Origin of the sequence: Paenibacillus sp. FJAT-27812, assembly GCF_001273905.1 — a bacterium.
Lineage (GTDB): Bacteria > Bacillota > Bacilli > Paenibacillales > Paenibacillaceae > Pristimantibacillus.
Window position 1 is genome coordinate 529,327 of record NZ_LIGH01000001.1, and the last position, 18,738, is coordinate 548,064.

Sequence of the window (18,738 nt, forward strand, 5' to 3'; positions counted from 1 at the left end):
GACATAGAAAAAGGCTGATCCATCGTCGCGGGACGTTGGGCCAGCCTTTTCTAATCTTTATGTAAAGATAGGAGACTAAATCCGCACATCCCCCGAGAAATGGCCATATGTTCCGGGATCAGGCAGAAACTCCTCGTTAAAATCCGCATCATCGTCACGATTGTGCAGCTCCTCGGAAAATTCGGTGTCCGCATATGCTGAAGCCGAAGCCCAATCCTCATTCACCAAATGTGCCGGTATCGCGATGGCATCTAGCGAATAGGCGCTGCCTGTTACCGCATCCGCATCGATTTGCGCTTGCTCGACAAGCTGTCCGCCATGCGATTGCGCGATCTCAAGCGCTGACGTTAGATCGCTTCCCTCCAAATGCACATGCATGCGGCTGCCTTCATGAAGTACGGTCTCGTAGCCGAGCTCCCGCAGTGTTTCGCAAGCGAGCGCCGCGCTGTCATCATCATTAAAATCAAATAATAAGGCTGAATTAATCGACAATTGTTTTCCTCCTTTATTCGTTTTGTATAGCATGTCCTCCTCCTGCAAAATCATGTAAAAAGAATTGAAAAATCACATGTTAATAGGCTTACATAAAAAAAAGATGTAATTATGTTAGGTTTTATGACATAATTATCACATAATATTTTTGGCTACGCTAAATGATGGGAAGGTGTCATCGATGAATCATTTATTTTATCTGCTTTCAGATCCTATGCTTATCGTCGAGTTCGACGAATCCCGCTGGTCCATTCGCGATGTCAATCAAGCGTTTGCAACCTTTTCCGGCTTTAAGAAATCTGATCTTATGCTGCTCGATCCCTCCACGATCATCTCGACGCAGGAAATCGGCCTTTCCTTCAAGGAAGCCGTTAGCCAGCTCTCTGACGAGGATGCATTCTCGCCCCAAATCGAATGCAAGCTAGTTACCAAAACATCGACTCCAGCGGATATCCGTTTGTCCTGCCGCAAGCTTCAGCAAGGGGAGCGAACGGTTTATGTCATCATATGCAAGGATTTGCGTGAGGCCAAGTGGATTGACAGCTACATTATGCACAATAAAATTATGGTTTCCTTAATCGTCAATGAGCGCTATACGATCATAAACTTAAAACATTATTACGCCCCTGTGCAGCAGCCCTCCTCCTTGTATGTCAACAAATCGATATTCGATCTTGTTGCAGAGCACGAGCGCAGCAAGCTAAAACGGGTATTTGAATATGCCAAAAACAATCGAACTGCTGAATCCGTTGATTTCCAGCTAAAGTTTGATGACCGCTATTACAGTGCCGACGCGGTTATTCAACCTTTTTACAATGGCAATCGCAGCTTTAAAAACTTTGCTGTTATTTTGACTAGCCTGCACATTAACAATCAGGAGGAGGACCCGTCCTACAAGCTCCGCCTGCTTATGCTCAGCAAAAACATATCCGTTACCTCTCTTGCGCAATCTACGCTAATCTCGCTTACGACCATTTCCAAAATCCGCAACGGCAAAATTAAAAAGCCCCAGCGTCTAACGGCCGAATTGATCGCCGGAGAGCTGGGGGTAAGGCCGGAAACGATATGGAGCAGCTTTAAGCGGTAGCTGCTGCTCCTCCCTTTCTTTAAAGCTTGAACCTTTGCGCAACATCATTCATTTCCAGCGCGATTTGACTGAGGCCGTTAGCAGACGATGCAATTTCTTCCGCAGATGCATGCTGCTCTTCGGAGGAAGCGGATACGCTGCCTGCAATCTCGGAAGTTCGATATGCAATATCCATCATTTGCGTTATCGAGGAGGAAACCTCCTGAGCGCTTGCCGCGAGCTGCTCGGACGCTGCAGCTACCTCTTGAATTTTGTCCATTACGTTGCTCGATGCCTCTGATATTTGCACGAAGGATCGTCCTGCCTCTTGTATGCTCGCAAGCCCTTCCTTCGTCTCGGCTTCGCTAATCCGCATCGCTTGGACGGTGAACCCTGTATCGCTCTGAATTTTACTTAATAAATTTGTAATTTTGACGACCGAATCCGCAGACTGCGTAGATAGCTTGCGCACTTCCTCTGCAACGACTGCAAAGCCCTTCCCATGCTCGCCTGCCCTCGCCGCCTCAATAGCTGCATTCAATGCGAGCAGGTTCGTTTGCTTCGAAATACTGCCAATCATATCGGAAACGGCACCAATATTGCGGGTATGCGCTGCGAGCTGCTCCACCTGCTCGGCTGCCTGCCTGACCGTCTCGTCGATCGAAGTCATTTTGTGAACGACGTACGCAATTGACTCTCCTCCTGCCCGGGAACGCTCTGCTGCATCGGCAGACAGCTCAGATACGTAGGAGCTTGTCTCCGCTATTCGCTGAATCCCTGTGGCCATTTCCTCCGAGGCGCGGTTTATTTCTTGGAAGCTGTGCACCTGTTCCTCAGAGCCTGAGGCTACCTCCCGGAAGCCGGTTACCGCTTGCTTCGCCGAGCTGCGATTTTGCTCAGATACAGCCAGCATTTCTTCAGATGAGGCCGATATGCTCATAGAGGCGCCCTGCACGCTCATAATGGCCGCGCGGAGCGACTCCACCATCTGTGCGGACGCTTTTACCATCTCCCCAATTTCATCGCGGTTTTTAACGTTTGGCACCTTCACATTCAAGTTTCCTAATGCGACTTCGCTAAGCACGTACGCTGTTTTGCTGATTGGAGCTGAGATCGCTCTGCTGACATACCAGATTAAAGCTCCAACGAGCAGCGCCGCGACGAGGAGACCGGTAACAATAGTCAGATTGCTTTGTTTATGTAATTCGCCGCTTTCCTTAACCGCTTTGTCCGACCCTTCACGATTGAGGCGAATGAGCGTGTCCGTGAAGGTCTGCATCGTCTTGAACGACGATTCTGACTCTGTGAGCGCCTCTTCTACTTCCGCGTTGTTGTTTGGCTTAACGGCAGCGAGCATCACTTTGCGATAAATCGCAATATAAGATTTCCATTCTCCGCCAAGCGACTTTGAAATGTTCATGTCCTCGTTTTTGGAGCGATTTGTCACGTAATCATTGAACAGCTCGTCAATCATGCTTATCGTGTAGTCCCCATCAGCAAGCAGCATTTCCTTCTTTATCGGCTCGTTTGCGGCAGCGACCTTGATCTGCAAAGTAAATAAATGCTCGGTTAAATAGTTGATGCGATGAATCGTTTCTATATTTTTTAACCAAGTGTTCGAGATGACCTCCGTTTGAACGTTCATTTTTTCCGTCATCTTGAATACGAATAAGCCATTCGCCAGCAATATAATCAAAATACTTAAGAAGGAAACAGTCAGCTTTCTGCTTACGGTCATTCGCATCTTTCGTTTCATGGTTGTGTCCTCCTCAAGGATATGGGGCAATTGATTATAAATTGCTTTCTATGTAAGTATAGCTCACATTTCGATTGGGACTAAAGATTCATAATCTCTGCAAAACAAGGTCTACAGACATGCAATCCTCTGTTAAAAGCACAATAGCTTCCTTTTGTGGATAAATGTTTAAAACATTGAATGAAACGTGCTTTTCTGGAGCCTTTTGCGAAAAAAAAAAGGGACTGTCATTCTCCTCAGAGAATAATAGTCCCTTTTAACTACTCCATTAGCCTAGCCGCGATAAGGCATCAGCGCCTCATTTAAACCGCGTGTCTGCTCATAAACCTGCTGATACGCCTTGAAGATGCCCGCATAAGCGGCAACCGCCTCAGGCTGCGGAGAATAGGAATCCGCATGCTTCACAAATTTATCCGCGCAGGATTCCAAGCTGTCAAACCAGCCGCAGCCGTAAGCAGCAAGCATCGCAGCGCCTAAGCCAGGCCCTTGCTCGTTCTCGAGCGCGACGACCTTCGCGTCAAAAATATCGGCTTGCATTTGAAGCCATGCCGGGTTTTGCGCGCCTCCGCCGATGGAAATGACCGTATCCACCGTTTTGCCGGCACGTCTGAACAAATCGACCGACTCGTTAAGCGAGAAGGTGATGCCTTCCATAACGGCACGGGCAAAGTGGATACGCTCATGCGAGCCGTCAACGCCAATGAAGCTCGCGCGAATAACGGAATCTGCATGCGGGGTACGTTCGCCAACGAGGTAAGGCGTGAACAGCAGACCGCCCGCTCCCGGTTTTACAGCGCCGACGCCCTCAAGCAATTGATCAAAGGATTCGTTTGGCGCGAACGTTTTCTTAAACCAGCTCAGGCTGTAGCCAGCGGCCAGCGTTACGCCCATCGCATAGAAGGAATCCTCTTTGCCGTGATTAAAGAAATGCACTTTGCCCGCAAAATCCTTCGACTTATCATTCTCGTACGATAAAATAACGCCGGATGTGCCGATGCTGCAAAGCGTCAAGCCCTCGGACAGGATGCCAGAGCCGATTGCGCCACATGCGTTGTCAGCACCGCCCGCAAACACTTTTGTTGAAGCCGTCAGTCCCGTGCGCTCCGCATACTGTGGCAGCAAAGTTCCAACTAATCCGTGGGACTCGACTAGCGGCGGACAGAAGCTCGCTGGCAGACCAAAGGCGTCAAGCACCTCGTTGCTCCACGCTTTGCCAGCCACGTCTAGAAGAAGCGTGCCTGCCGCATCGGAGTAATCCATATGAAGCTCGCCCGTTAGCCGGTAACGAAGATAATCCTTCGGCAGAAGGAACAGCTTCGCCTTCGCGAAAGCTTCCGGCTCATTTTGACGAACCCATACTATCTTTGGAAGCGTGAAGCCCTCTAGTGCCGGATTGCGGGTGATGCTAAGCAGCTTGTCACCGAGCGTGCGCTCGATTTCACGGCATTGCTCCGTCGTACGCGTGTCATTCCAAAGTATCGCGTTGCGAACGGGATTTCCTGCCTCGTCCAGCAGAACAAGCCCATGCATTTGGCCCGAGAAGCTGATGCCTTCAATAGCGCCGGCATCAATGCCCGCAGCAGAAGTAAGCTCCTTCAGCGCGTCAACGGTTCCGACTACCCAATCATCTGCCCGCTGCTCGCTCCAGCCCGAATGCTCATGGAACAGCGGGTAGCTCCTGGAAACTTCCGCTGCTACCGTTCCATTACGGTCAACGAGCAGCGCTTTGACTGCGCTCGTACCTAAATCTATCCCAATAACGTAGCTCATTTGCCTGTTATCCTCCCGGTCTTAAACGCTGAAAATTACCTCGCTCAATACAAGGCGAATCCGCTCTTGGCGGCCTGACTCGTTTTTGATCGGATTGTTTTGAAGCGCATATTGCTCAAGCGATGCAAGCGTCGCTTTGCCCGCAACCACTTCTGCGCCGATGCCTTCTTTGAAGCTGCGGTAGCGGTTATCGACGATGTTGTCGAGAATTTTCTCTTCCGTCAATTTCGCAGCTGCTTTAAGGCCCCATGCGAAGCTGTCCATACCTGCGATATGTGCGAGGAATAGATCTTCCGCTTCGAATGAGCCGCGGCGAACTTTCGCGTCGAAGTTAATGCCGCCGCGGCCGATGCCGCCAGCTTTCAATACTTCAAACATCGTCAGAGTTGTCGAGTAAAGATCAGTCGGGAATTCATCCGTATCCCAGCCGAGCAATAGATCGCCTTGGTTCGCGTCAAGCGAGCCTAACATGCCGTTGATAGCCGCTGTGCGGATTTCATGCTCGAATGTGTGGCCAGCAAGCGTTGCATGGTTCGCTTCAAGGTTCAGCTTGAAGTGGTCTTTTAAGCCGTATTTTTGCAAGAATGAGATCGTTGTAGCCGCATCAAAGTCATATTGGTGTTTCGTAGGCTCTTTTGGTTTTGGCTCAATCAGGAATTGAGCGTCGAAGCCGATTTCCTTCGCGTATGCGATTGCCATATGGTATAAGCGGGCAAGGTTGTCAAGCTCAAAGCCCATATCCGTATTAAGCAGCGTTTCGTAGCCTTCACGGCCGCCCCAGAATACGTAGTTTTCTGCGCCTAGCTCTTTACCGACCTCAAGACCTTTTTTCAATTGAGCGCCTGCATAGGCATAGACATCAGCGTTAACAGCTGTTCCTGCACCATGAACGTAACGCGGGTTTGAGAACATGTTGACGGTGTTCCAAAGCAGCTTTTTGCCGGAAGACTTCATGTTGTCCTTCAAAAGCGCTACGATCACGTCGAGGTTTTTGTTCGTTTCTTGCAGCGTTTCGCCTTCCGGCGCAATATCCACATCATGGAATGCGTAGAAAGGAATGTTCAATTTATTCATGAATTCAAAGTTGGCTTCCACGCGCGCTTTCGCACGGTCAAGGCCCGTATATTGATCCCAGCCGCGAACCATAGTAGGTGCGCCGAACGGGTCTGTGCCATTTGCGTTGAACGTATGCCAATAAGCAACCGCGAAGCGAAGGTGCTCTTCCATCGTTTTGCCTAGAATAACTTGGTTAGGATCATAATGTTTGAACGCCAGCGGATTGTCCGAGCCCTTACCTTCAAACTGGATCGTGTTGATATTTTTGAAATAGCTCATAGAAAACAAAATCCTCCTTCACGGAATTCGATATTTTTGTTAGTGCTTACATTTAGAATAACACGCCTTAACTTAGTTTGTCTATTAAACAAACTAAGATTTTGTGTTAAACTAGCCATATCTTATTCCAGCTTGTTTCGGATGAAGGAGTATGCGTTTCAAGCAAGCTTCAAATTCGACATTTCGTGCTACAATGATAGATATTGTGACTTGGACGGAGGCTTCCAGTATGAAATTAAAACCAACAGGAGATTTAGCTCTCATCAAAAAAATAAATACGGCTATCGTACTCGAATCCGTTCTTAAGCATGCGCCGCTGTCGAGAGCGCAAATATCCGAGCTGACCGGCCTCAATAAAGCGACGGTGTCCAGTCTCGTTCAAGACTTGATCGATAACCATCTCGTCTTGGAAAACGGACCCGGACAATCGAGCGGCGGACGCAAGCCTGTAATGCTGCTTTTTAATGGCACCGCTGGGTATGCTGTCGGCATTGACCTTGGGGTTAACTATATACGCGGCATGCTGGTAGACTTGGAAGGCAATGTGATAACCGAACATCAAAGCAAGCTGAAGCAGCAGGACTCCGAGCATGTCATTAGGCAGCTTGAAGCATGTATCGAGCTTCTTATTAAAGAAGCGCCAGACAGTCCCTATGGCGTTGTCGGTATTGGAGTCGGCGTTCCCGGCATCGTCGACGATAACGGAACGATTCTATTTGCTCCGAATTTAAAGTGGCGCCAGGTGGAGCTGCAGTCGCAGCTTGAGGAGCGTTTCAAGCTGCCGGTTACGATCGACAACGAAGCAAACGCAGGCGCGCAGGGCGAACAGAAGTATGGCGCAGGACGCGGCATTCCGAACCAAATTTACGTCAGTGTCGGAATCGGGATCGGGACGGGCATTATTTTGAACAAAGAGCTGTACAAAGGAGCTTCAGGATTTTCAGGCGAGCTTGGGCATCTCTCGATTGAATATGACGGAAAGCCTTGCAGCTGCGGCAATCGCGGCTGCTGGGAGCTGTATGCGTCGGAAAATGCTTTGCTTGAACGCGCGGCATCGCTTGGCTTCGATAATCTGGAGGAGCTGCTCCTCGCAGCGTCCGCCGGCGATGAGCGCGTAATCGAGCTAATACGCTCGATTGGCAATTATTTGGGAGCAGGCATCGCCAATATCGTCAACGTGTTTAATCCGAACGTCGTTATTATCGGCAATCGGATGAGCCGGGCCGCGGAATGGCTGGGCCCAGCCGTACAAGCGGCTGTCGATCAGCGTACGCTGCCTTATCACCGCGAGCGAATGCATATCCTCTTCGCAGAGCTTCAGGACCAATCCGCCGTCCGCGGAGCTGCGTATTACGCCATCAGCAGATTTTTCACTAAAATAAAAAGTTAAACATGAAGCAGGAGCTGCCCGGTCGTCTTTTTCAGACTGATGGGCAGCTCCTATTCATTTATTGGACACGGTGAACGCCAACGGTATTCAGCATATTACCATCAATCGATACCTCGGCGGTATCCTCCTTGATGGTTCCATTCGAGTAGTAAGCTTTAAATACAAACTGTAGTTTTCCTTGCTCGAAATCTACAAAAGCATGCTCCCACAGCTCGCCGCTCCAGCTCGTTTGCGCAGCATTGTTTTTATCAAGCCTAGCAAAATAACTAAGCATCTTAACCTCGACCCGCTCCGCCTTCGTTGCAGTACCTGTTAGCGTCGTATCGGCCTCAAGCACAAACTTCTCGCCAGCCCAAAATATCTTGTAGCCCCGCGGAGATTCAGGATTGCCTGATTTGTCTACATTATAGTCAATCCGCCGCTTATCCCATAGATCGGTATGCTTCACCCGTGCTGCAACATGAAGCGGAAGCACCTGAACCAGCTTAGTTACGCTAACCGGATCGGCTATGCCGTCGCTTACCGTGAGCTTCATGCTCCAAGCGCCAACCGCTGTCAGCTTTAAGGACGGTCCCCTTGCCTGATAGGCTGGTCCGTTGACGGAGTAGGAAAAGCTGCTCCTTACTCCCAATGGACTTGTCAGCTCATAAACCATCGAAAGCGTATTGCCATCCGGATCCGCTACATTTGACGAAAACGAGACCATATCCCCCTCATAAACCGGCTTCGGCGACCAATCAAAGTCTCCTGTTGGCGGACGGTTCGTGACAAAGTATATATACGCATAATGACCTTCATTTCCGGCAACATCATAATCAAGGACAGTTACACGATATCGTTCTCCGGCCACTAACCCCGTTACCCGATAGGACTGCCTGTCAAGCGCTAGCGGAATGCTGTATTCTTTCGTTCCGTCATTATTCAAATCAATATTAGCAATGCTGCCATCCGGGTTTACCCTCTGCAAATAAAACATTCTGGCTGCATGTCCAGAGGATGGATCAGCGTCACTAAAGGCATTAAAGCTCACCGTTACAGCTGTTGGCTCGATATTTAACTGTTCGTTCACGTCGGCCGGCTTCAGCGTATCTACGAAGAAAAAACCATTGCTCGAATAAGGCCCCCACATGAAGCTATCGTTTGACCTCGCGCGCCAGTAATGCAGCCCTTCAGCAAGAGCATTCGGAATATAGCTCAATGCTGCTGTTGCAGCGTTTGTGTCTACCGCAGCCACTCCGTTTGATGCTCTAAACACCTCGTAATCAACAGCTGCAATCGGATGATTTTCGGGATCAACGACAAACGTGCGCAGCTGCGGTCGATTTGAATTAGTAAAAATCGGATTATTGCCATCTACTCCACTATATGAAAGCAAATAAGTTGCAGGGGGCAAGTCTAGGACAAAATATCGAATGTTGCTTAAATTCGACCATACGCCCGCAGAGTACGCCTGACCTTGTACTTTAACCACGCGGCCAGGCGTGATCGTATCAGACAGCATTTGATAATGGAGCGCGCTGCCCTCAAGCTCCACGAACAAAGCCGTCTCATTATTGTCAGCATACGTCATGATAAGCCGATAGCTCTCTTGCGGATCTCCCTCGGCATCATAGTATGACCATGTAATCTTAGGCTCCTTGATCAGAACCGTTGGAGCAGCAGCCGTTGTTCCCGTAGGATACGATATCGTCATAACCGGCTTTGTTTGGTTCACTGGCGGTATGCCTGCTTTAAATACAATGGTCTGAGCCCAATATGACCATGCGCCGTGTATATCTCTAACTTGTTCCTGTACGATCAGCTCGACGCCCGGACGGTTATAGTACTCGCGTTTCCCTGTCGTCCATTTGCTTTCATCGGACCAACGAGTCCGAAAAACCTTATCTGACAAAATGCGGGCAATATCCGGGTCATAAGACGTATCAAACGTTTCGTAATCCAGTGATTCGCCCTCCGCAAACACTTTCCCTGTAAAACGGACATCAGGTTGTGCCACCGGCCTTCGATGCGCATAAATGATTTTTTTAACTGGCTGTGACCATTTCCGATAGCTTGCAAGGCCAGGATTATCTTGGCTTCGGAACGTTATTTCGTACAAGCCAGCTCTTTCTAAAGCATTAATAGTGGCAGGGTAAGTCTTTCCGTTATGAATGCTTAATCCTTCAGCATTTTCGAAAAAGCTTGGATTATGGCTGTAGCTCCACTCTTCTGTGCCCATCGCATCACTTTCAATATCCTGAAACAATTTCTCGTAACTGATCGGGTCGTTCACCAGCACCGCTTCATAGGTATTTTGCGGATAACTGTTCCCGTAATTCGTTCGCTTCACTTGGCTGAAAGCGGCCATCTGCTGCCCAAGGGATAGCAGCCCTGCTGTACCGGCTGCATACGTGCCGTCCGAAACTTCTAATCGCTTAATCTGATTGACTATTATACGAAGCTCTTTGCCGATCGCCTCTATTTTGAAAGCAGCCGGTATGCCTACATGGCGAGCCAAATAGGTTCTTGCCAGCTCCGTTTTAGTGCCATTTACGACGCGGTAGAGGATCAGCGTATCCTGCGACCATTCTACCGCGTATAAATTTTTCTCGTCTTGAATCCTAATGGCTGCGCCTATGACCTTATTGTTGCTCATGCTGTTAACGGATACGTTGAATTCAAGCACTTGATTCCGCATCACGCTAGTCGGATCAAATAGCAGCCCGCCCCAGGTTTCGCTTTCTACCTCAACCGTGTTGTCATCGAGCAATCGCGGTAAATCTCCTGCTGATTCGCCAACAAGCGGAACAACCATATTTTTATATTCGGAATTTCCAAAAGCGCCGAGCCTATAATAATCATTCGTATTTAAAAATAAAGAGCCATCGGGTGCTGCCTTGGTAGAGTCGACATACTCCTTTCCGAGCAATTGATCTGCCATTCCGTTATATCCATAAATCCACTCCGTTTGCCCCTTTCCATCTAATAAAAGATCGCTCTGATTAGGTGCCATTACGGCCATATACCTCTCGTAGCTCACCGGAGTTGCCGAGGCTGTAGTTCCTTGACCCGCGGGCTTCCATCTGTACTTCCACTTTGATCCTCTCATGAGTGTATAGAAGTCTCCCGAAGGCTGCGCAATGATTTGAGGTGAAACAAATTGATTGTTGTTATAAGCATAATAACCAGTAGTATCATACACATTTTCTATTGCATAATTTGGCAATGTATTATGTTGCGCCAGTATCCTGTCTACTGACTTTATGACAGACGAAGGGTGGTAACGCTCTATCGAGCCTCCAGGGGTTACAATAGCACCGTTATAGATTTGGACCATATCATACTTGTTAACTGCTGGCATCGTATAAAAATAGGAAGGAAATTGGATCTCTTCTATGATGTTTCCTTCTACCTCCACATGGTTAAAACCATTCGTATCCGCATTATACGATATCAATCCTACATCCTTTGAAAATCCGTATCTGCCAGACACAAATCGAGTCGTTGCAGCATGTACTTTTGATTTATCTGGTGAAGCGACGACTCCTGAATAGACGCCAAGATACAACCCGTGAGCATTAATTTGATACCCGTTAGCATTGAATACTTTATAGGCAGACTTGTAGTCTTTTTCATACTGGAATATACCCCGATAAAAGTAGGTAACGTGTATATTTCCGTATTTATCGGTCGCGAGCGGCTGAGATTGGAAATGTGTCGAATAATCATCCTGCTGTCCCAATAGTACAGTCCATAGCGCAGTCTTTTGATGCACCGAATACTTCGTTAAATACAAGGAATACCTCGTCGAAAACGTATTTTCGCCATTTGAATACCGAGACGTGACATACATAAAGTTTTTATCATCTGAAAATAAAACATGTTGAATATCCGAGCCCGGTGAAACGCTGCTATTCCAACCAGTAGGCGGTACGGAAGTAACGTTGGGATAATCTTGTAATAATTCCCCTGTTGTTATGTTGTACAGCCTTAATCCGGCGCCGCGGACGCCTGATCTGCTTGATGTTACAAAATAAGCGGTGTTAACATCTCCCGTATAGAGATCTGATAAAGCGGCATTTGAAAATGTCGTGCCGCTGCCAGCTCCGAATATTTTGCCGGGATGCTTATAGTCGCCTTCGATTGCTCCCGTTCTTGCATCACGTACGAGGAACCGCCATTCCCCCTCGTAGACCGATCCGCTGTCATACTCGTAATAGAACCCCGTTTTATCGAGCACTTGCGTTTTATAACCGGCGTATATGTTCCCGACCGTTCCTTCCCATGCAGGAAGCTCACGCAGGTTTTTGGCGAGATTGTAATGGCCTCCGAAATCCGCCCATACGGCGTTTCTTGTCGTTAAGCTGCTGCCCGATACTTTCCAGCCGGCTTTGCCTTCATTGCCGCCTACGTAAGGTTTTTTTAATGTCCATGAGCGTAAAATGGATTCAGGCGTATAGCTCGTGATCGGCGGTCCGCTATCTTCGCCTTGATCTGGCTGCTGAATCGTGCCGAAAACGTTAAAATTCGTCACTGGCGCGATATTAATAATATTGGTTTCATCCCAATTGGATACGGCGGATGATCCGAAATTTTCTTTTGCTGTTGCTCGATACTGACGTTTTCCTACGCTTGTATATTTGATGGTTTGCGTAAACTTGTTGGGTCCTTCATAGATGACCTTCCAAGCTTCATCAAATTGACCGTCACCATTGCTATCGTATCTCTCCTCGATTCTTAGGGACGTTATATCGTCTCCATCCGGACTTGAAGCATCGATATAGAGCATAACTTCGTTATTTCTTACGCCTTCATCCGGAGCTGTAATTTCTACGGCTGGCGGTTCATCCGGAACGATTTCTAGCGGTTGTATGGCCCATTCGCTCATCCGGCCAAATGAATCGTAAACCTTTCCTTCCAGCATATAATTCCCCAATACCATTGGCGCTGCAGTTGGCCAACCGTTTTTATAGGTGGATTCCTCTTCTTTTTTAAATCTTCGTTCTGAACGGCTCCAATCCATGGTGATTCCTCGACTAGCGAGCGGCGTGTAGGAATTGTTCAAATGATGAAGCGAAGGGAATGGCCGTCCTTGTATCCATCTGGTAACACCGGAAATAATAGCGGTTGGCTTTGGATCATTTACGGACAGGTAAGTCGTTTTTGTTTCTGAAAAACCATGCTCATCTGTAGCAGTCAGCGTTGCGCTATAGCTTCCGGGCTCGTTGAATGTCATAGGGCCGTGCTCAAAGTCTGACGCATTCGGAATCAACGGCGCTAAATTGGATGAAAACGTCCATGTATAGCTAACCCAATTGATGGTGTTATTTTCGAGACGCGCTTGCTCACCCGTAAAAATAGAGATTGGTTTGAATGCGATATCAACCTTTATCGGTCGTTTGGGTGAAGGCTTTGGTGTAGCCTCGGGGTCTATACTTGGAGTAGGTGTTGTACTAGGCTTTGGCGTAGGTTGCGTGGATGTAACATTAACGATCAATTTGGCCCAATCGGATATTTTGTTTTTGCTGTTGGTTACGCGCAGCTCAACGAGATATTCTCCTAAGATGGAAATATCCTTAGTTGTTGGTTTTTTGTTGATAGTATTCCCGTTTGGTGTTGTGTATTTCCACTCGTAAAGGGTTATGGGTTCTTTCCCTGGCGAATACGAGAGTTTATCGTTCAGCTTGGGATCCACATTGGGCTTTATCGTTATTTCGGGTTCCGTTCGATGGTCGCCCTCTAAATGAGAGATTATAGCTATTGGCGTGGTTGGCTCGTTTTTCTTGTTGAACGCAATTTTAAAATCTTTTGTGTTATTCTTTTCATTTGATTCAGCTACGGCTTCGCCAAAGTCTGTCTTGGCCGCGAAGCTCTTAATTCCGCTCGTTGTGGAGGACAGGTTCACCGTAACCGTTTTGATCTGACCTGGGGGAATGTTTGGGATGATTTCTGATTTGATGTTAGTGCCAACGATGCCTACTGTGAAGGGACCGCTGCTTTTATCTCCTTGATTTTTAGTGGTAACCTTTATAGGTACTGATTCGCCTACCCAAGCATCAGCTGGGGTAATAAGCTCACTAATGTAAAGATCAGGTTCCTCTCTATATTTTGGAATATCAGGGGGGATATCAAACATCTCATACCACCAAGATCCATCTGGCTCCCAGATATTCCACATTTGAACCACCCCGGGACTAAATTCACTACGGGGTTGCTGAATAATTGCATAATCAAGCAAATCATAACCTGTCCAGTTTGTTCCTTTTCGCTTGTTATAGCTTTGTAGGAAGGTTTGAGATTCTTTATAAGGATCTTTCATTTGATTTAACCAACTAGCTACTAGCTCTTCGTTGTTCGAGTAAGAAGTTAATGCTATCTTTTTTTGTTTGCCAATAACATTATTCCAAGGCGTCTTCACCCAATTTTTTGCTACATGTAATGTTACTCTTGAATCACTTCGAAACTTCCAATTTCGATAAAGGTTCCCCTCCATATCCCATCCGAGATAACGATATTGTCCTTTATCATGCGTATTTATTCCAGCATCAATGTTCAAAGGAGTCCCATAAACAACAGCTACATCTCCTACACCACATTTATTAAGTAAAAAACCTAAATTTAAGCTTTTGCCATTACTGATTTCTGGTATTTCTAGTTGCTTTATATAATTTTGAGCTCTTGTTTTTTCTTCAATTGTGTAATTACCAGGAATGGGACAACTCTCTATCCCAGCAGCTTCAACTCGTGATTGAAATGGGAATGAAGATATTATAAGCAGGATAGTCAAAATAAATAAAAGATTTTGTTTGAAAGAATTCCTCAATAATCTCATACTCCTATCCACATCACAACCGTATTATTACCATTTCCTTTATACGTGTCAAAAGAACGACCATCATACTTTGTAGTGAAACTACTGGAACTATCAGAAGATTCAAAACCTGATACTTTAATATAGTTTGCATAAGCTCTTTCATATGAATTTGGATAATATATTTTTAATAGATCCTTTACCATTGCTTTATTTTCTATTGTTTGTTCAAAAACGTTTATTGTTGTAACTTTTAAATCTGCCACATACTCAAGACGTAGTGTCGCATCTTCAGGTCTATCAGTACCTTTTAAGTTAACAAGTAAAATCTGATTTCTCCCATACATCGTTGTCCCCTTAAAACTAGGCAAAGACTGAATCAAAGCATTCAACTGCTCCTTCGTCTTCGGATAAGCCACCACCTTCCCATTCTTCGCAGTCAACATATTCAAAACCATCACCACAGCCTCCGCACGAGTCGCATTTTTCTCCCCGCCCATCGTTCCATCTGGATAACCCTTCATCATTTCCAGCTTCTTAGCTACCGCCAAATAACCCGACTTTACGCCCTCTGCATCCTTGCCAAGCGCACGAATCGTCATGCGGGCGATCTCCTCACGCGTAATCGAAAGATTAGGCTCAAAGCTATTCTCCTTGTAATCGCCAACCTTTATAATCGACTGCTTCAAGCCAGTGGCGATGTAGGAACGAAACCAACCATGATCATCAACAAATGGCGTGTCCGTATCTTCTGTTTTTATTTTCAAAGCGGCTACAAGCGATTTTAAAAATTCTGCCCGCGTTATGTTTGCATTTGGTTTAAAGGTTTTGGCGTCGTACCCATTGATCCATCCCTGCGCTACTGCTTTATCAATCTCTTTTTTCGCCCAATGCGTGCTCGTGTCCGTAAAAGCTGCCGCTGCTCCAGCAGCCTGCGCACTCAACAGCATTACCGTAAATAGGGTTACCGCTAATATTACTCGTCCTATTTTTTGCATATTCAACCACTCCCGTTTTATAATAGTTCATTTTTAAAATACACATTTTTTTACAGTTACATATACTATTTCTTGCTTTCTATGCTTCTTTCCTTTTTTACCCTCCATTTCTCAAACACCATTTGCCATTTTGCGACAAAATGACGACTCCCCCTTCAAAAGCTACTCTTCCAAATGGCCTCCCGAACAACAAAAAAAGCACGCCTCTCCCTCAACCAAGGGTAAAAGCGTGCTTCGCTTAACGTCATATTCATTTAAATAGATGTTACTTCACATGACAGAATCTGTCAATATCCTCCAACAAACTAAGTGCTCGATTGAGCGACAAGCGGTTTATGCTTGAATAGCGGAATAAGGAGCAGCATCCCTAAAAACATAATCGACCCTGCAACGACATAGATGCCGACCAATGGGAACACCAGCTTGAGCTGTCCGGCAACGAGCGTCATAATAACCATCATTCCCATAAACATCGGCGTAAGAACACCGTTTACTCGTCCCGTGTAGGATTCCTCCGACCACTGCAAAATCATCGTACTAATGCCGATTTGAATCATCGGGAAACCTAGCCCGCTAATAAATTGCAGTACTAGCGTAATAGGAACGCTTGTCGATAAACCTGTGCCGATCATGCATACTGAGCTAATCAGCAAGCCAAGCGCAAGCAGCTTTTGCGGCGGAACCTTCTTGGCTACGACCATAACTGCGCCACCGCCAACAAGCATCGCTACCCCGTTGACCATCAGCATATATTGCAAAAATTCTTTTGGCTGACCCAGCCGCTCAAGAACGATGAACAAACCAAGCGTCTGGGCAATGCCGACCGCCGTACCTGCCAGCGCGAACGTTCCACCCAGCGCTTTCAATACTGGACTGCGCCATACATAGCCGAATCCATCCTTAAGCTCCTGCCAAAATTGTCTGTTTGCAACCTTTTCCGTTTGCTCCACCTCACGGTCGCGAGGGATGCGGAATAAGACGACCGCCGACAATAGAAAAGCTACGCCCATAACGCCGATCGAAACCTCAATGCCGAATTTTTGATACGACATTACGCCGAGCGAAGGCCCAAGCACCATAAAGATGGCGATAAGCGATTGAAACATCGCCATGGCAGATTGAAGCTGCTCCGCCGGAATATGCTGCTTAAACAGCTTCATCGCCGACGGCTGCGAGAACTGCGATAATATCGCGGATACGAACGTGGCAAAATAGACCATATGCCATGATCCATATAACAGCGTAATCAACACGATAAACACGGATATTGCCGATAAGAAGTCACACCAAATCATCGTGAGACGCGGCTTCCACCGATCCGCAAACGTACCGCCGATGAACGAAAATACGAAAATCGGCAAAAATTCCACAAACCCCATCAAGCTAATTGCGAACGGATCTTCGTTCGTCTTATCTGTCACATACATCAAAATCGCAAAATTACGAACCCAAATCCCGATTTGCAGCAATACGTTCGACAGCAAAATCGTTTGAAAAAACTTGTTGCGAAGCAAACTATCTCCTGCTCCTGTTACTCCCTTAGCAGACATTTTTACCAACACTCTCCCTCATCCTAAATGTTGCTTCAGTCGTTTCCCTTGTCGGCAGGGCCATGATACCCTTTTTCGCCGTAGGGCTGAAGCTTCTCTACCCACTGTTCCTTTAACTCTCCCACTTCCCGATTATATTGGCGAACCAAATCAACGGGCTGACGGCCTTCTGGGTCCAAAACGTCTTTATAATCATAACGAATCTTTTGCTCCAGTTTAACGGTCTCTAGTATGAGAAATGAGAAATTTTCGCCGCCAAATTGCTTCCATTCCTTCTGCAGCTCCCGATTCGAATGTGTATCCATATTAAGAACAAACTGCTCTTTGCCCCATAGCGCATCTAAATTTGTTGAACCTCCTACAAATATTTTGCCATTGGCATTATTTTTAATTTGGTACACACCCATCGAACGTTCGCGCTCCTGATACTCCGCCGTCAACTGTTTGCGTTTTTCCTTATCCATTTTCTCTCCATCCCCTCTATTATCCTCTTGACCTTGCCCATCCTTTATTGCTTTTTTCTTGCCAGCTTTTCCTTGCTTGCCCTTCGGGTCATTTTTCGGTGCCGCCTGCTCCTGCGTCTCCTGCCTTTCTGCCTCTTGCCGTTCGCCCCTGCCCACGCCTTTGACCCAATACGCACGGCCGTCGTCTTTGCGGTCCAAATATCCATATTCAATTAAATAGCGACGAAGCGTCACGAAATCCTCTTCCCAGAAGAGGCTGAGCCGCGCATTGACTTCCTTCTCCGTATAACGGACACCGTTTTCGAAATACGAGGCAATATGGCGCAGTACAGCGACTTTTCGCTTCTCCTTGCGCGGGAATGAGGCAAGCGGCCCTTCCGGTCCCTTCGGAAAATATTGCTTCAATAGCTCCGCGTATTCCTCTTCAGTAATCGCATACCGCTCATCTACCTGCTTTGCCGTACGATGGATCGGCACGAAGCGCGGCGCCGCGACTGCGCCTTCGTCCATCATTTCCATAATGGCAAGCAGCAGCTTAGCCTGCTTCGCTTTCTCCTTCAGCACAAACCGATGATTCCGAATGGTCGAGGCACTGCCCGCGCCCGTACGGCTCATCATCTCCGCGTCGGACAAATGATCGGCAAACCCGCGGATGAGCTCTTTTTGCAAATCGGTCAAACCTGTCTGCTTCTTGTCTAGCTCAAGCAAATAATCAAGCATGGAGCCATGCTCCTGCTTCACATGAAACGCTGCATACTTGCGTGCTTCATACCAGCGCCCAGCTTGCGCTTCATGAAATATTTCTCCATCCTCAAACCGTTCGCCGCATATGAGGCAATAATAAAATCCTTCCGCTTCCTCGTATACATACCCTTGCTTCAGCTCTTCGACAGACGATGACCAAAACCGTTCTTCCTGATCCATTTATACAAACACCTCTCATATTCGTTTGCTTATTTTATAGACATTATATAATTATGTTTGGTTTTTATCAATGGATTATCTAAAAAACAAAAAAACTGCCCTAAGGATCTGGGACTGACCCCATAACGTGAGACAAATCAAAACACCTTCAAGAAAATGCAACCATGTCGTAAGATATGGAGACAACCTTGGAGGTGTTTTTA

10 protein-coding genes are annotated in these 18,738 nt (G+C 47.0%); 2 read left to right on the forward strand and 8 right to left on the reverse strand.

The features are described from left to right. Nucleotides 1-75: 75 nt before the first annotated feature. The gene (locus ADU23_RS02330) at nt 76-492 is read right to left on the reverse strand and encodes a hypothetical protein (protein ID WP_231637292.1); all 417 of its coding nucleotides are present in this window, start codon (nt 490-492) and stop codon (nt 76-78) included. A 181-nt stretch (nt 493-673) separates the two neighbouring features. Here ADU23_RS02330 and ADU23_RS02335 point away from each other — a divergent pair, with 181 nt between their 5' ends. Beyond that, entirely contained in the window at nt 674-1,579 is a 906-nt protein-coding gene (locus ADU23_RS02335) for a helix-turn-helix domain-containing protein (protein WP_053372269.1), read from the forward strand. A 19-nt stretch (nt 1,580-1,598) separates the two neighbouring features. Here ADU23_RS02335 and ADU23_RS02340 read toward each other — a convergent pair whose 3' ends face one another. The 3 genes from ADU23_RS02340 to xylA form a co-directional block, all read right to left on the reverse strand. After that, nucleotides 1,599-3,314: a methyl-accepting chemotaxis protein gene (locus ADU23_RS02340; RefSeq protein ID WP_053372270.1), complete on the reverse strand. Its 1,716-nt coding sequence runs from the start codon at nt 3,312-3,314 to the stop codon at nt 1,599-1,601. Nucleotides 3,315-3,587: 273 nt separating this feature from the next. Next, nucleotides 3,588-5,084: a xylulokinase gene (gene xylB, locus ADU23_RS02345; protein WP_053372271.1), complete on the reverse strand. Its 1,497-nt coding sequence runs from the start codon at nt 5,082-5,084 to the stop codon at nt 3,588-3,590. A gap of 21 nt (nt 5,085-5,105) precedes the next feature. Beyond that, nucleotides 5,106-6,419, reverse strand: a complete 1,314-nt coding sequence (xylA, locus tag ADU23_RS02350; RefSeq protein WP_053372272.1) for a xylose isomerase — start codon at nt 6,417-6,419, stop codon at nt 5,106-5,108. A gap of 229 nt (nt 6,420-6,648) precedes the next feature. Here xylA and ADU23_RS02355 point away from each other — a divergent pair, with 229 nt between their 5' ends. Then, nucleotides 6,649-7,809, forward strand: a complete 1,161-nt coding sequence (locus ADU23_RS02355; protein WP_053372273.1) for an ROK family protein — start codon at nt 6,649-6,651, stop codon at nt 7,807-7,809. 58 nt (nt 7,810-7,867) lie between these two features. Here the strand turns inward: ADU23_RS02355 and ADU23_RS02360 are convergent, their stop codons facing one another. From ADU23_RS02360 to ADU23_RS34020, 4 genes are all read right to left on the reverse strand, one after another. Next, nucleotides 7,868-14,620, reverse strand: coding sequence for an Athe_2463 domain-containing protein (locus ADU23_RS02360; RefSeq protein WP_082310970.1), 6,753 nt, complete (start codon nt 14,618-14,620; stop codon nt 7,868-7,870). Beyond that, nucleotides 14,617-15,597 (reverse strand): S-layer homology domain-containing protein, encoded by a 981-nt coding sequence (locus ADU23_RS02365; protein ID WP_053372275.1) that lies wholly within the window; start codon nt 15,595-15,597, stop codon nt 14,617-14,619. The genes ADU23_RS02360 and ADU23_RS02365 overlap by 4 nt, the downstream gene beginning before the upstream one ends. Nucleotides 15,598-15,902: 305 nt before the next feature. Then, complete coding sequence (locus ADU23_RS02370) at nt 15,903-17,147, reverse strand: MFS transporter (RefSeq protein WP_053372276.1); 1,245 nt, start codon at nt 17,145-17,147, stop codon at nt 15,903-15,905. 35 nt (nt 17,148-17,182) lie between these two features. Further along, entirely contained in the window at nt 17,183-18,535 is a 1,353-nt protein-coding gene (locus ADU23_RS34020) for a DUF2087 domain-containing protein (protein WP_063845930.1), read from the reverse strand. Nucleotides 18,536-18,738 lie beyond the last annotated feature (203 nt).

What these genes read in the sequence shown, in the direction of transcription:
- ADU23_RS02355 (WP_053372273.1), top strand. Translation starts at nt 6,649, where the DNA reads ATGAAATTAAAACCAACAGGAGATTTAGCTCTCATCAAAAAAATAAAT.
- xylB (WP_053372271.1), bottom strand. Translation starts at nt 5,084, where the DNA reads ATGAGCTACGTTATTGGGATAGATTTAGGTACGAGCGCAGTCAAAGCG.
- ADU23_RS02340 (WP_053372270.1), bottom strand. Translation starts at nt 3,314, where the DNA reads ATGAAACGAAAGATGCGAATGACCGTAAGCAGAAAGCTGACTGTTTCC.
- ADU23_RS34020 (WP_063845930.1), bottom strand. Translation starts at nt 18,535, where the DNA reads ATGGATCAGGAAGAACGGTTTTGGTCATCGTCTGTCGAAGAGCTGAAG.
- ADU23_RS02365 (WP_053372275.1), bottom strand. Translation starts at nt 15,597, where the DNA reads ATGCAAAAAATAGGACGAGTAATATTAGCGGTAACCCTATTTACGGTA.
- ADU23_RS02370 (WP_053372276.1), bottom strand. Translation starts at nt 17,147, where the DNA reads ATGTCTGCTAAGGGAGTAACAGGAGCAGGAGATAGTTTGCTTCGCAAC.
- xylA (WP_053372272.1), bottom strand. Translation starts at nt 6,419, where the DNA reads ATGAGCTATTTCAAAAATATCAACACGATCCAGTTTGAAGGTAAGGGC.
- ADU23_RS02360 (WP_082310970.1), bottom strand. Translation starts at nt 14,620, where the DNA reads ATGAGATTATTGAGGAATTCTTTCAAACAAAATCTTTTATTTATTTTG.
- ADU23_RS02335 (WP_053372269.1), top strand. Translation starts at nt 674, where the DNA reads ATGAATCATTTATTTTATCTGCTTTCAGATCCTATGCTTATCGTCGAG.